The 13919-nt window shown below is 44.8% G+C and carries 16 protein-coding genes; 5 read left to right on the top strand and 11 right to left on the bottom strand.

Going from position 1 to position 13919, the window contains the following annotated elements; all coding sequences use genetic code 11:
• Nucleotides 1–246: 246 nt before the first annotated feature.
• Nucleotides 247–408: a Hok/Gef family protein gene (locus AACW75_RS19765; protein WP_081016090.1), complete on the bottom strand. Its 162-nt coding sequence runs from the start codon at nucleotides 406–408 to the stop codon at nucleotides 247–249.
• A gap of 868 nt (nucleotides 409–1276) precedes the next feature.
• Between AACW75_RS19765 and AACW75_RS26605 the strand changes: the two genes are divergently transcribed.
• Nucleotides 1277–1780: an HU family DNA-binding protein gene (locus tag AACW75_RS26605; RefSeq protein ID WP_445329524.1), complete on the top strand. Its 504-nt coding sequence runs from the start codon at nucleotides 1277–1279 to the stop codon at nucleotides 1778–1780.
• An 89-nt stretch (nucleotides 1781–1869) separates the two neighbouring features.
• Here AACW75_RS26605 and AACW75_RS19755 read toward each other — a convergent pair whose 3' ends face one another.
• Complete coding sequence (locus tag AACW75_RS19755; protein WP_102333110.1) at nucleotides 1870–2760, bottom strand: FitA-like ribbon-helix-helix domain-containing protein; 891 nt, start codon at nucleotides 2758–2760, stop codon at nucleotides 1870–1872.
• 220 nt (nucleotides 2761–2980) lie between these two features.
• Between AACW75_RS19755 and AACW75_RS19750 the strand changes: the two genes are divergently transcribed.
• Nucleotides 2981–3619, top strand: coding sequence for a recombinase family protein (locus AACW75_RS19750; protein WP_017110298.1), 639 nt, complete (start codon nucleotides 2981–2983; stop codon nucleotides 3617–3619).
• Complete coding sequence (locus AACW75_RS19745) at nucleotides 3613–3954, top strand: DUF723 domain-containing protein (protein ID WP_237297926.1); 342 nt, start codon at nucleotides 3613–3615, stop codon at nucleotides 3952–3954. The genes AACW75_RS19750 and AACW75_RS19745 overlap by 7 nt, the downstream gene beginning before the upstream one ends.
• A 30-nt stretch (nucleotides 3955–3984) precedes the next feature.
• On the opposite strand, the gene AACW75_RS19740 is transcribed toward AACW75_RS19745, so the two are convergent.
• The 8 genes from AACW75_RS19740 to mobH form a co-directional block, all read right to left on the bottom strand.
• Nucleotides 3985–4203 (bottom strand): hypothetical protein, encoded by a 219-nt coding sequence (locus tag AACW75_RS19740; RefSeq protein ID WP_102420907.1) that lies wholly within the window; start codon nucleotides 4201–4203, stop codon nucleotides 3985–3987.
• A 263-nt stretch (nucleotides 4204–4466) separates the two neighbouring features.
• Entirely contained in the window at nucleotides 4467–5402 is a 936-nt protein-coding gene (locus tag AACW75_RS19735; RefSeq protein ID WP_237297925.1) for an Rpn family recombination-promoting nuclease/putative transposase, read from the bottom strand.
• An 89-nt stretch (nucleotides 5403–5491) separates the two neighbouring features.
• Nucleotides 5492–6049, bottom strand: a complete 558-nt coding sequence (locus tag AACW75_RS19730; protein WP_237297924.1) for a DUF3024 domain-containing protein — start codon at nucleotides 6047–6049, stop codon at nucleotides 5492–5494.
• Nucleotides 6050–6099: 50 nt separating this feature from the next.
• Nucleotides 6100–6501, bottom strand: coding sequence for a hypothetical protein (locus AACW75_RS19725; RefSeq protein ID WP_237297923.1), 402 nt, complete (start codon nucleotides 6499–6501; stop codon nucleotides 6100–6102).
• An 831-nt stretch (nucleotides 6502–7332) separates the two neighbouring features.
• Nucleotides 7333–8475, bottom strand: a complete 1143-nt coding sequence (locus AACW75_RS19720; protein WP_237297922.1) for a hypothetical protein — start codon at nucleotides 8473–8475, stop codon at nucleotides 7333–7335.
• Entirely contained in the window at nucleotides 8468–9127 is a 660-nt protein-coding gene (locus AACW75_RS19715) for a PFL_4669 family integrating conjugative element protein (protein WP_237297921.1), read from the bottom strand. The genes AACW75_RS19720 and AACW75_RS19715 overlap by 8 nt, the downstream gene beginning before the upstream one ends.
• The gene (locus AACW75_RS19710) at nucleotides 9117–9653 is read right to left on the bottom strand and encodes an STY4526/YPO1902 family pathogenicity island replication protein (protein WP_102420910.1); all 537 of its coding nucleotides are present in this window, start codon (nucleotides 9651–9653) and stop codon (nucleotides 9117–9119) included. Before AACW75_RS19710 ends, AACW75_RS19715 begins: the two co-directional genes overlap by 11 nt.
• Nucleotides 9650–11560: a MobH family relaxase gene (gene mobH / locus AACW75_RS19705; RefSeq protein WP_237297920.1), complete on the bottom strand. Its 1911-nt coding sequence runs from the start codon at nucleotides 11558–11560 to the stop codon at nucleotides 9650–9652. The genes AACW75_RS19710 and mobH overlap by 4 nt, the downstream gene beginning before the upstream one ends.
• An 888-nt stretch (nucleotides 11561–12448) precedes the next feature.
• Here mobH and AACW75_RS19700 point away from each other — a divergent pair.
• Nucleotides 12449–12766, top strand: coding sequence for a helix-turn-helix domain-containing protein (locus AACW75_RS19700; protein WP_102333858.1), 318 nt, complete (start codon nucleotides 12449–12451; stop codon nucleotides 12764–12766).
• A gap of 378 nt (nucleotides 12767–13144) precedes the next feature.
• On the opposite strand, the gene AACW75_RS26600 is transcribed toward AACW75_RS19700, so the two are convergent.
• Entirely contained in the window at nucleotides 13145–13507 is a 363-nt protein-coding gene (locus AACW75_RS26600) for a GFA family protein (protein ID WP_445329525.1), read from the bottom strand.
• A 169-nt stretch (nucleotides 13508–13676) separates the two neighbouring features.
• On the opposite strand from AACW75_RS26600, the gene AACW75_RS19695 reads away from it, so the two are divergent.
• On the top strand, nucleotides 13677–13919 hold a 243-nt coding region (locus AACW75_RS19695), incomplete at its 3' end, for a transposase (protein ID WP_237297919.1).

Genomic DNA, 13919 nt, shown 5'->3' with positions numbered 1-13919 from the left:
GCATGAAAGTGTTCAACAAACACCCGTGTTTAGATTGTAGAGCAGAAGTTAGGTCAGTCAGGGACTTATTCTGACGAGAGTGAAGTTGCGATTGTTCAGGTAAGGAATCATTCAGATTCCTTACCTTGGACATTTTCGCCCAGAGATCACGTTAAGATATATTTATCCGTTTGGTAAATAAGGGCGCTCTTAGGCCATGCTTCACAAAACTGAATCAGGAGGGGTTTTACCCCCTCCTGTCCAGCTCTACCTTACTGCTGTTTCGTAGACAACAAATTGAGCCAGAAAACTTGTGCCACCATCCTGGTAGCGAACCTCACAGAGTGAGTCTCGAACTAACCATAAGCTACACAAGAACGTGAAACACAGGACAATCAGCCCCGCGAGTGCTGTTTTATTTTTCGGCATTTTTGTTGCCTCCACAGTAAAGAGGCTCTACAATGAGTTTGAAATGCATCACTTAGGCCTCGTTAAATGAAAGTTACTGCGCTAACAGTAACCGGATAACGGGGCTTTTGTTTATCTGCCACAAGCAAACATAAAAGTCAGTCACTCATGGCAAATAAGCCAAGAGCGCCCACACAAATTCTACCACAAGCCTTTCAAATCAAGAACGTTTGTTTCTAACACCCCCGCTTTCACCATTGATATCAAACTTGTCAAAAACGACAAAGGGCATTCATTTGTGCTTCAAATGAATGCCCTTTGTACATCTTAAGTTTACGCCTTACGGCGACGTGATTTCTCACGAATTAATCATTCAAGCATGATTTAGGCTCGCCAGCTTGCACGCTGACTGGTAGTGATAAAGATAAAGAATCGCTCCTTAAGTTAAGTCTTTTGACGCAATGGTCCCCCTCAGAACCTGGGCATCAAGTATGGTTATGTTGCTTGCAACAGGCTGTCGCAAAGTCAAATTTAGCCCTTAGAAATAAGAGCAGTATAATGACGCAGTGGCCATATTGAATTGATCTAAAAATCAAACAGTTGAATGAACAGGCGCAAGGCCTGAGCAGTTAAGTATGCTTTCACTCCTTTCTACTAGAGAAGAAGCCGCGACACGTTTCAGAGAGCCATTTAAGGGGGGTTAACCCCGTGTGCTTAATACTGTGCAGTCAGTATTCAACTACAACAGGCTTAGTATATCACAAGATAAAACAATGTGATGGGCTGGCTAGACGACTCAAAAATGGGGTTATAATGCCTAGCTTCGCTATCTAAATATAAAATAGCGACTCTTAATGACACGTTTGACTTTTACATAACAGGAGGGGGTATGGCGGTCTTTAATATCCGTTATTTGGATAAAGAAAGAAATACGCTCAAGTCCGAAACGGTGTACATGCGCTCTTTGGCCGCAGCCAAAGCCAGTGCTACCACACACGCGACTGAAAATACGTCTAAAATAGAAATTAGCGACGTTGTCGATAAGCCTCTCGCCTTTCGTTATGCGACTGGTAAGTGGGATGAAGAAAAAAAAACAACCATAAAACAAGGAAAAGAGATGAACCGTAAAGAATTAGTGGATCATATCGCAGAAGAAGTCGATATCACAAAAAAAGAAGCCGATGCAGCCCTGAAAGCCATCATCGAAGGCATTACCACGACACTGGCCGATGGGGATGACGTGACTTTGGTTGATTTTGGTACGTTCAAAATAACCCACCGTGCTGCGCGTGAAGGCCGTAACCCGAAGACCGGTGAATCCCTTCAAATTGCGGCGTCAAAAAGCCCAACATTTAAAGCCGGTAAGAAATTGAAAGATGTGTTGAATCCATAACGCTTTGCTCAGCCTCACTGAAATATTGATGATTTTAGTGAGGCTGTGAATCGCAAAGCATAGAGCCTTGATCAAAATTCAACAATTGCTTATCTTCTGTGTTCATTAACTTTAATACACAACTCTCGACACCCTGACCAGTATTCTCGTAATCGAGAATCACCTTTATCCCAGACATCCTCCCACCATGAACTATCAGTTTGTTTTTTTATTAAAGCTAGGGGGTCTATATTCCCTTTTTCCAACTCTTGACTATCCAATTCATCAAATATATAGCTCTTAATCATAATGTTAGAAGCACTTAAACTGGTAGAACCTTGAGAGCTTGTATATTCTTTGTAAAGCTGCTCCCAAAAGACAAACAACTCGCACAAAGAGTTAAAGCCACCGTTACCAACTGAGCCATCGAGTATATAAGGAGTGTAATAAACAATTGAACGCTGATTCTCATAAATTTTCACTACATATATACATCCAGAAAAATCCCGAATAAAAGCAATGTTGATTAAATCATCATATCGTTCCTTCTTAAGTAACCAATCGATGGCTTCTTTCGGCTTCTCTGGAATACGAATGTAAGTTTTATCAAATGGAGATCCATCACCATGTTTCAACCATTTTGGATCAGCAGAAAAGTAGTCAGCTAATGCATCAAGCTGTTCAAAAGTAGGTTCAACCTCACCCTGAGCCCACTGTTCAACAATAGAGCCCTTTGCAAAACCCAATTTTTCAGCCACATGTGAGGCTTTCAATTCGAAATTAAGAGCACCATTTTTTTGTTGAATCAAAAAAGACAACCTCTCACTTATTTCCCCACGATAATACTCATCCACACTAGCTTCTGAGCCATTAAGTTCCGTCCATTTAGCAAGCGCATACCTAACTTCCGCTTCCACTGAGCGCTCATTAATAGAAGCTAGTTCATTTAGACGTTCTACAATTTCGACTTTTAAGTTTCGAATAGTTAATCGACCAAACATAGTTTTTTCCTCAAATAAAACTGACGCCTTCATTTTGACATCATAACGCACTCACTCAAGTTCGTAGTCTGAAAATCACTATAAACATCACACAATAAATACAAAACAACATTAGTTCATTTTAGGTACACCTTTAATGCACTGGGCTATTTTAGTGCTGTAAATAGCAAAAATAGATGTATAATGCACCAACTTAACTAAACCAATGTAAAATGCACCAATGAACAGCAATATACGAATTTATGGTTACCTAAGAGCATCGACCGACGAGCAAGATGCTTCACGAGCAAAAAATGACCTTATTGACTTTTCAGACAAAATGGGATTCCCAATCGCGTGCTGGTTTGAAGAAAATGAATCTGGCGCTCGATTACATCGTCCTGAGTTATTTCGCCTGCTCGATGTCGCCATAGCCGGTGATATCATCCTAGTTGAGCAAGTCGATCGAATTAGTCGGTTGAATACCAAAGATTGGGAGCAACTGAAAAACATCATCGCCAATAAAGGGCTAAAGGTGGTGGCATTAGACCTTCCGACAAGTCATCAATTCATGAAGACCACCGATGAGTTTACAGAACGGATGCTTGCAGCACTTAACAGCATGATGCTCGATATGCTGGCCGCTGTCGCAAGAAAAGATTATGAAGATAGACGTCGACGCCAAGCTCAGGGCGTACAAAGAGCGAAAAAAGAAGGGAAATACAAAGGTCGACCGGTTAATGTCAAATTGCACCAAAAGATAGAAGGCCTACTTCGAGAAGGCAAAAGCTACAGCCAAATTGAAACGCTTATAGGCTGCTCCAGACACACGATTTCCAAAGTTTCTAAATTAATAAAAAACAACAAGACACTATGTTAAAACCATCGCGACAAGATCGAGAAAACCTCTTTATCCAAAAAGCAAAACTAAAGTACGGTGAGCGGTACGACTTTTCGAAAATGAAGTATGTCAATCGTTCTACCCCTGTCGAAATATTATGCCCAGAGCACGGTGCCTTCCATACAACACCCAATAACTTTCTGGCCACGGTAAAAAAGAGCGGTTGCCCGCTTTGCAGTCGTGCGCAGAAGGCAAAACGTACACCACAAAAAGCCAATGATAAGAATGAAGTCAGGGGGTGTGGGACGGATAACTTCAATGTTCGTGGAGGGACGAAACAATATAACCACCTATTGCTGAAGGTGTTTGATTAACGAGTGACCACCTAGATAGGGGGATGTTTGTTATTTGTTAGGTATCGTTGCTCGGCGCTTAAGGTCTTGAGCCTTCAAAACCTTGGCTCCCATGATCACAACTCGAAGAAAACTCTGTTTTGATTGGGACTTGTTCCAATTATCTAGGTTCTGGCGCGTTGTAGATGCGTACCTAGCCAATTCGTCAACAGTGTCAAACCCAGCCATTTTACTGAGTTCTGAGAGTTTATAGTCTGGTACAAAACTCATGAGATACCTCCGAGCTGATTAGTCAAAATGTTTGACCAAAGCATTTATTTTAGTAAAGTATTTTGACTAATGGAAGCTATTCCGTAAATATGTTTGACTAAAGACTTAGGACTACAAACGGCTTAATACCGTTTGTACCTGATTTTGAGGGAGGTAAGGAGCAAAGAGAAAACGAACGGGCGTGTTGTCAAAAATGAGGGCTGAGTGAAACGGAAGTTAGCCTTACCGTTAAACGGGCAAGGCTGATACGTTATCTCTCTAGACTAGTGAGAAAGTTGGGCGAGTTCGTCTTTGCTCAACCCAGTGACGTCGATAATGGCTTGTTGGTTCATCCCATTAAGCATCATCTTACGCGCCATCTCTTTGAGCGCTTTAGCCTCGCCTAGCTGAATACCCTCTTGGCGGCCCTCTTGGCGGCCCTCTTGACGGCCACGTTGTTCGCCTTGTTGGCGTAATTGTTCTGCAATCGTCATAAGTGTGTCCTCGTGTTTCGGTACTGATGAAGCCAGCGACGTGATCAACGCCTCTAGGTTGTTCGTTTCACCCACTTGGAGTAAATAGCTCATCAATGACTGTACTTGCTTGTCTGTAGTGTAATCGGTTAAGAGCAATGTGACCAGAGGCTCAAGGAAATCCATGATATCTCGATGTCTCGCGTGCTTTTGTACCAGCTCAAGTAACGCGATACGGCGATGCTGCATTATCTCATCGTCGGATATGACCGTGACATCGACCAATGGAAAATCTTGAGTATAAAGCGCTTTAGCCTGGTCTGGATTAGCAAAACCTTTTAACCAATTCATGGCATAGGGATAAGGCGATATTTTGCCATGGTAAAACTGCAGTGGTATCACCAAAGGCAAGTGCTCATGACCAGCATCCATGTGTTGTTGCATGGCAGCAATAGCATATCTCATCAGCCTGAACGCCATGTGTTTATCTGGCCGACTTTGGTGTTCGATTAACGCGTAGACGTACCCTTCTCCTTGAAAGGTTTTGAGAGAATAGAGCACATCCGAATAGTAGGGACGCAGGCTTTCTTCAATAAAGCTGCCGGATTCGAGTTTTAGTGTCGTCAAATCACAGATGTCACGCAGCTCAGCTGGCAGGTGAATATCCAGTAAGTCCTTAGCGGTTTCTGGATGCGTCATAAACTGCTTAAAAAGCGCGTCATGTGGAGTGGGCGTTGTTTTTTTCATGTCATTATCTTAACACTCAATGCGTTGAATTCGTACCTCGATAGCGTATCACCTAATTCACTTAAGGCTCCTGTGCGTATTGACAAGCTCTAGCGCCTGCCTAGCATCGACTCATAAACCACATTAATGTTCGCTTTTTTGAAATCGCCTTTAGCTATCTGAAGGTATTTATTTTTTGAGTTTTTCTCCAAATAGATTCGCCATAGAGCGCCTTGGTCGAAAGGTGTATCAACATACCCCGAAATAAAGGTATTTTTTCCTGTCCATAAGGTCACCTCAATGTGTTTAACTGGCTTTAGGGTCAGGTTAAGTTGTTCGAGTGCTTTTTTGACGGGCAATCGGATAAACAAAGACGCCAAACTCTTTGCCGCTGATATCTTAACCCAGTTCCCGAGCGTATCAAACGAAGACACCACCCACCTCGATTCATCAGAATGATAAACAAACCGTAAGACAGGCACTTCAAACACGATGCTACCGTTTTCTCTTTTTTGGTAATAGAGCGTATAGCCTTCCAATGAAACTTTACCAGTGAGATCGATCTTATCTTGATAATCAGGACTAGGACGAACGTCGTTGACCCACCACTGGAACAGGAGAGTATTAGAAGGCGGGCATTTTGGCTCATCAATATCAATAATGGACATAAGAGAGCCCGTTAAAGACTGTTTGATAAGACGCTATTTCTTGCATTGTCTTATTCAAGTTCATTGATATCAATACCAGAAAACAGCATGACCGCCCGATAACCCTTCCATAAGCTCATGAGCACCGGATCTAACGCTTCAAACATTTCAGTGTCGCTACTGCCATGATAGGTTCTAAAGAAGCCATGGTGAAGACCATGCTGAGCTTTGAAGGACTCATTAAGAGCCTGCATGATCTGCTCTTCTTGGTGTTGCCCTTTTTCCTGACGAATAAAACGGCTCAGTGCAGGTGTATACACGTCATCCAAAAGCATCCAAGCCATCTCGGGCTGGGTTGTAACGAACTTGGGAGTAACATCCAAAATACGTATCAATAACGTCCCGAGCTCATGCTCTAAAAGCTGTGCCAGTTCGGATGCTTCGCCAAACTTTTTGTACACTTCATTCATCATGCTTTCCTCATTTTAATTCCGATAACTTTCAATAAGATAATAGCATAAACCGGCTATTTAATAGCCGAAGTTTTTCTTTTATAACAGTCACTTAAATCAAGGTAACATCTCAACACTGACCTTTTGGATTTTATCCATCCCCCACCCAAAGCCACTCTAACGCACGCCACGATCCTTTAACGCTCGCCAGGTACTGCAATCGGGCCATGGAGGAGCGCGCGACGACATACAGAATGAGCAAAGCGAAAAAATATTGACCACCGCTCTTTTCACAAAAAAGGTCGCACTGTTAGTCATCATGGCTTAAATCTAGCCCCTCGCCTTGCCAGAATGCGCGAGCGTAGCGAGTAAGATAAGGCGGTGATATTGACGTGTGTTCGGAGTGTATCGCTGCGCTACCGGATGGTCAGTGGAAGTGGGGCCCGTTCTTATCGTGATATCTTCTGCAGGTGAGTTTATCGAGGAACTTGATACGATAAGAATGGGAGGTACTTTAAGGCGCTTTGGTTTATCCACTCTATCCACAGATTTTTAAAATTAGTAATAGAAAGAAAAGTATCGAATTTAAGTTATAAAATGGGGTATCTACTTTTCACCGCTGTAGTATCTATATATCTCAATAGTTAATATCCGTTTTGTGTGGATAACGTACAAAGCCGGCAAAACACTCCCCATGGGAGAGTTTTATCCACCGCAGACCGAGAATCAGTCGAAAAGAGAAACAATAGAGGTAAAGTATGACTAAGAAAGTGTGATAAAGGTCAAATTATATAAGCAGAGGGGTGTACGAAAGCCGCTTCGAAGAAGCAAAAAGATGAAAAAGTAGGAAGATTAAGCCGCGATGGTCTCGGGCGGTGAAGCGGTAGGAGAGAAGCCCAAATGTTTAAGGCGGGTATTCGCAGTCACCTCGAACTCTTGCTTACTCAGTATTCTGTCTAACCCTTCATCGAGCATTTTTTTAACAACGAGGCTCAGCGCTCGTGAGCGATCATTGGTTTGTTGAACTTTCTGTTTGGTACTGGAGGCCCCAATCGCCTGGTTACGACGTTCAATGGTGCCTTCCCATAGGGTATTACGCAGTATGGCCAAGCGCGCCGGTAGGCTCCCCGCTCCCTCTTGAATGGCGAGCTTATCCTTCGCTTCAAATTCTTGGCAAAGTTTCTTTCCAGCGGTTTCTCCGCCAACTAAAGTCCCGAAGTCATCCGTTAAGACATAAACGTTGTTGAGATTACGCTTTTGCCCATCACTTTTATCATGCACCAGGCCACCACGTGGGTCGGTCGCCAGGTTATCCCCAATAAAGGCATGACGAAGCAACCCACACTGGATAAGTAAGGAGAACCAACGAGAGACCGTGGATTGGCTTTTACCAATCACTTCGCCAATTTGTGACTGGGTGCCTCTCAGTGAGAACGAACGCGTGCTGAGACAAGTGTTGCAAATCATATAGAGCACTAAGTGATCGAAGGTTTGCGCGGCGTCTTTACGATACAACACCGTGCTGCCTTGACGCTGCAACTGGTAGTAGAGTCCACCATTAGCCCGGGCGCCGTGTTTTAACACCGCACGAAAGACATCGGCGAGGCCCGCCGGCAGCTTAGGGGGTTGGCCACTTTTCTTCCAGCGCTCAAGCGCATACTCAGGGCGATGATGAAACGCAACCAAGGCCGCTTCATAATCCGAGAGCGGTTGGGTGGCCTTCCCCATAGGAGTTTGTTTGGCTTTTTCAAGTTCGACCAAGAGCTCAGAGCGCTTTCGTGAACGCTTGCTTTCGCGCGCATATCGCTGCGCTTCATGCTCGTTAGCCTTATCTTGCAGCGTTTGCTCTTCCTCTGGCGCGGGTCTCTCGCCCGACAAGACTTGATACGCTTCATCGGGATGATAATGCGCGCCTTGCTCCACGGCAAAGGAGACCGTGCTTGGCTTGGCCGTTAGGGGCTCTGGCGCCTCCTGAAACACGGTACGCTTAGCCATGAGAGACCTTAATCGCAGGCGCAAACTCCGCGCGCTCGACCCCTTCAAGGACTTCAAAAGGGATAGCGCCGAGCTTCGCCTGAGCGGCTTGCGCTTTCGCATTGTTGTCCGTCACATCTTGTCGGGTCACCCCCGAATGCTGAAAGGTGACGCTCATTGAAATGATCCCACGCAGGGCTTTCAAGCACGCGAGGCGATGATGTTCAAATTCACTGCGGGCCATCTGCGCTTTAAAGTGCGCGTCTGAGAGCTGCACCATGGCAATATCAAATTGCTCTAACAGCGCCAGCAGGCGCCAACCAAAGCGCGTCTTGACCGATACCGACTTTTTCACCGGCGCGCGGCTCAAGGTCTCATGATACAAAATGCGAGAGCTATTGCGCTGAGGGAGTACATCGAGCGTGGATTGGCACAGAGTAAACGCCGCATTGATGGCGCGCTCGATTTCAAGCAGGGCAAAATCCGCGTAGGGATCGTCATGGCGCGCCGCATGCTCCAGTGTCGAGAGACGTTGAAAAAACAACCCAACACCGGGGGCTTTGCTCCGTTTCGATGGATTCCACAGTTTGACGGTTTCGACGCTGTGCAATTGCACTTCGGCGCTGGCCACCAAGCCGCCCATTTTATTGCTTTGCTGCTTTTTATTGCTCATGCTCTTTATCCCACTTTTCTAGTTCTTTCCATAACGCGCCCAAACTGACTTGGTACGTCCTCGCTATCTGTAACAGTGCCTCTGCACTGATTTGACGGTAATCCCCTTGCTCCATCAGCGCTTTGCATACGGCACTGTGTTGTTTATGGGAAATGCTTCGACCTCGATATGATTTATCAATGGATAATTTATCTCGAAAGGCACAGCACTCTTCGGCTCGAACCCCGAAAAAATGCATCATCATTTTGTTGTTCGCACCATGTAATAAAAACGTTTTATGCTCTTCTGGCGGCTCTGCATCAGAAAATAACGCCTGCATCAACGGTGTGATATCAAGTGCGCCTTTGCGCTGTCTAATCCAACCATCCAGCTCGCGATACGAAAGGCGCTCTAATCTAGAAATCTGCGCATCACTCACTCCAATGGCTTTTAGCACCTCCTCTTGACCAGAGACGGCCAAGTAAGCCAGTTTAGTGATCACGACCTGACACACTTCACTGGTAAGATCATCTTTTTTCATGCTCATACCCCCTCCAACATCACAAGTGGATTGACCGCGTAGCGAGTTTCCCACGCTTCGGTCAAAGGAAACAAAAAGCCGTTCAGCGCTTGATTGGAATCTTGAATGCGCGCTTTGTGTACGTTACGCGCCTCTTTGGTGACGATATGACGCTTTAGAGGTTGCAACCCTTGTTGAACTTCGCTGTAACTGTTGGCTTTGGCGTACTGGCAACGCTCATCGATGAAAGTACGAAAGGCGCCAGGCGAGACCACAAACAAACCTTGTTCAAGGCGATGGAATAACGCGTCTTGACGGTTCACCGGGTGCACGCCGCCTTTAAGGACTGAATCTAACCATTCATAGAAAGCACGGCCCAAGTCTTCGCCGTGGGTCTCCCTTAAATCTATCTTCTGCAGGAGAGCGTGAGGCTCGCTGGACTCAGGCACAGATACAGGCTCAGCGTTTAACGCTTCCAACGCGGCTTCGACCTCATCCACCGGCGCTGCGGGCTCTATTGCTGTAGGAGGTATCGCTTCTGGGTCTTCATCCTCTTGCTCGATGGGCGATGTAGCCTGCGTCATAGCGGGCTGCATGAAAGCCATGAGGTCATCACTGATGGCGTCATTGTTGAGGGGCGCTTCAAGATAAGTGGTGTCTGCCATAGGCGCGTCTTCATCCTCAGGCACGATTGACTGAGGTTGAGTAGGTGTCGCTTCTCCCTCAACGTCTACCTCAACAGGAAGAATGTGCCCCACCAGGCTCTCCAGCTCTGCTTCTGGGGCGAATGTTGGCCAATGCACACAGATAAAGGTAAAGGTTTGGCGCCAGTCAAACTCAGAGAGCAGCACCTCACACTTCCAAATCGCCATGTCATCGGCATTCGGACGAATAAGTTGGTGTTGCTGCAGCTCGTTAAACAAACGGGAATTGTCCGAAGGAACAGAGGTGATGCCACGCTCAAGCAGCGTGCTGCGTAGTCGGTCAGCGATGGGCTTACTCATCAAGTAAAGGAGCTCCCCCTCCACAAAACCTTCGGCGCCTTTTTTGTTCAGTGGGATGGTCGCACTTTGCAGTAAATGCGATAAGGTCAGCTTGAGTTGCCCCGCCAGGGACACCGTCGCCCCGCGTGCTTGCTCAGCGGCGAGATTGATCCCCTCTTTGTCAGCACCCAAGTCTTGCGCGACGCTGGCCGCGTCCGCTTGCGTCACGATTTGCTCAATGACATTGTCAGGGTTTTTATGACCTGATAGATATTCAACCATGGTGTGAAACAGGGCTTTGTCGCTGGAGATAGCCAGCATGGCATCAGAGCTGAGCAATTGAGTCAGTAGGGTATGGCCCATATATTGGTGCGTCGAGTACTGGCGTGCTTTGTTGTAACGACAACGGTACGGTCTGGTAATGGCGCCCATCACAGGACTCCAACGCTCCCCCTCCCCGCCTTCTTGATGCAACTCGATGTCCACATCATTGATCTTGCCTGAGTCGTGCAGCAGCGCACATAAAAACACGCCATAGACCCACACGATTTCACGGTGGATCACCTCTTCGGGTGGGGTATTGGGCGGTAATATCGCATTGCGGCGTAGACGCATCGCGTAAATGGCCACATCGAGGCTGTGGAGCAATAAACCGCGTTTACCCGTGTGGTGATAATTTTCTGAAGCAGGGATATCTTGACACCACATGGCGTAGTTCACGACCGTATCGACGACAAACTCAGGCCACACCTCAAACGGCAGTGCAAGACCGCTGCGTTTTAAGACGCGGAGTTTGTCCTGGATAATCTCGTCGTGTTCAAGCTCAGCCCGAGTCGCAGGCAGCACAAAGCCCTCCGGAGCGCTCAGCGCACCAGAGGGAGATACATCGGATTGATGATGTTGTTCATCTGCGTAAAGCCAATCAATGAACCGTTTAATTGATTGAAACATCCTTAACCTACCTTTTTAACTCCCAAAATAAAATTTTACTGTATATAAATACAGCTAAAAGGTAACTTTTTGCATAAAAAAACAAAAATAAACTATAAATAAAAATAAATAATGTCATTTCATTGCAATGAAACACAGCTCAAGAACCTGTTTCAATCAGAGGCAAAAACACTGACCCCTAGGTTTGAACCCATTTCATGCACGAAATAAAAGTAACAGAGACGAAAAAATCAAGGCGTGATAGCCCTGTACTCTGAATATTGGTAGGCGACACTGCACAGTTAGTGCATGACGCTAAGTCGAGCGCGGGGCTCGTCAGGTTTGATAGCACCGAAGCGATGTAGGCTAAGGGCAGTTAAGTATGCTTTCACTTTTTCCGTTTGAACTTGGAAAAAGCCGCGACACGTTTCAGAGAGCCATTTAAGGGGGGTTAACCCCGTGTGCTTGACTGCGCAATGGCAGACGGAGCAACTCTATAAAAATTGAATAGAGAGATCAAGTCCTTGAAGGAAAGCTGAGAAGGCAGGACACCGCTTGTTGATTCAGTATTGATGTGGTTATGAGTACTGAACATCTGGACCAATAGGCGATTGACTAAGCATCACAGAGAGGAAAGACGTCCCTCTTCATTGGTATTAGGTAAATGTTTGAATTGGAACTATTGTCACATAAGAGCACAAGAATAAGGTGCGAGCCCCAGAGCATTAGGGGCTCGCAATAGTGCGCAGTGGGATGCGCGCACTAAATTTGGTGTCGGGGTGTAGTGCATGAGTGGGTTTTTAAAGAGCCAGAAACCAAAAGGTAACACTGCAACCCTAAGAGTTCAATTACTTAATTTTTTTATATTCGCTAAAATTTAGGGGAACGGAATAAATAGAATTAAATAAAATGACTACTGATCAATTCAAACAAAAGCTAGCACTATACATAGATAGTTCAGGGCTCAGTGATTCAGAAATTGCAAGACGTTTAGATGTAAATCGAGTTAGCGTTGGAAAGTGGCGAAAAACAGGACAGATCTCAAAAGAAAATTTATCTAAATTATGTAAAGAACTAGGGGTTAGTGAACAGGAATTCTTTTATTCTTCTACGTCTGATTTACCTCATAGAAAACTAACTATTATCCAAGAGGTTCTTCTTTTAGAAAGTAGAGATATGATGATTATCGAAGATATAGAAAATATTTTAAGGCAAATAAAAGGCTAATTTTTGAAGTGGCTATGTAGGTAATTTCTGGGCTGAATACGTTCGAAAGCAAAAAATCGCTGCACAGGTGGGTGAAACTTACGCGATGATAAAAGCGTTGAACAAGCTTACTGGATCAGGTATGCCTGAAACTTGTCGTATTGACTAAGAAATACGCGAAATGGGGCTGCTCTGTCTCTAAACTGAATTACGCAACAAAGCCTATTTCCTCCTTATGCGTTTAACAACAAGATCGCATTAACACATGCACTATAAGTCATTTTTATAATTTAAAATTAGCAGTAAATATGTGTTAGACAATGCTTATTTATCCGCTGACATACCTTCCGCGAGACACATTACGGACATTACATTAAATAGCCCTACAAACAGGTTTTACTACTTTATTTCTACCCATGTATCAGCGGCACCATCAATATACCTAATTTTAAGTGAATTAATAATATTTGAATTAACTAAACGAAAATTGACAGCCACTCTATCTTTATTGCCAAGTTTTGTTGGTGTGTGATGAGTTACGCAACCGCAACTATTACAGTGATGGAATTCAATAGTTTTGTAACCCCAATTGTATGAAGTGATCGCATCTTTCGTAGATGTAATTGTAACTTCTTTGGGTGAGAAAAACGCCCACAGTGATGCGTACTTACTACAAATGGAGCAATTACAACTTGTGACTGTTTCTGTAGTGTTAGGTACAGCTATTTTGATGTTGCCACAATGACAGCTTACTTCAATCATCATTCTTTCCCTTACTGATAAATTAAAACCAAAATACACCTAAAATTATGTTCGCAAAATGCCCTTTACGTTAAGTTGCCAACTTTAACTGGCTTTGTTGCGTAATTCAATGGAACTAAATCAAGAACCTACGATCTGATCAGCTACGTTCACTCTATCTCGTAGCCCTATGCCTAAACCACGTTATAAAACAACCAACTGGAAGCAATACAACCAATCACTCATTAACCGTGGTTCTCTGACCTTTTGGATTGATGAAGAAGCAATAAGCGGGTGGGCGCAAAGCAAACAGAATAAGCGCGGGAGGCCGCGTCGGTTCAGTGATTTAGCTATCACGACAGCACTTATGGTCAAACGAGTTTTTTCTATGCCATTGAGAGCGCTTCAAGGATTTATCGACTCGATATTTAGG

The sequence above is a fragment of the Vibrio sp. L3-7 genome, from assembly GCF_963898195.1.
Lineage (GTDB): Bacteria > Pseudomonadota > Gammaproteobacteria > Enterobacterales > Vibrionaceae > Vibrio > Vibrio echinoideorum.
The sequence above is the reverse complement of the archived record's forward strand: the minus strand, read 5'-3'. Positions and strand labels throughout refer to the sequence as shown.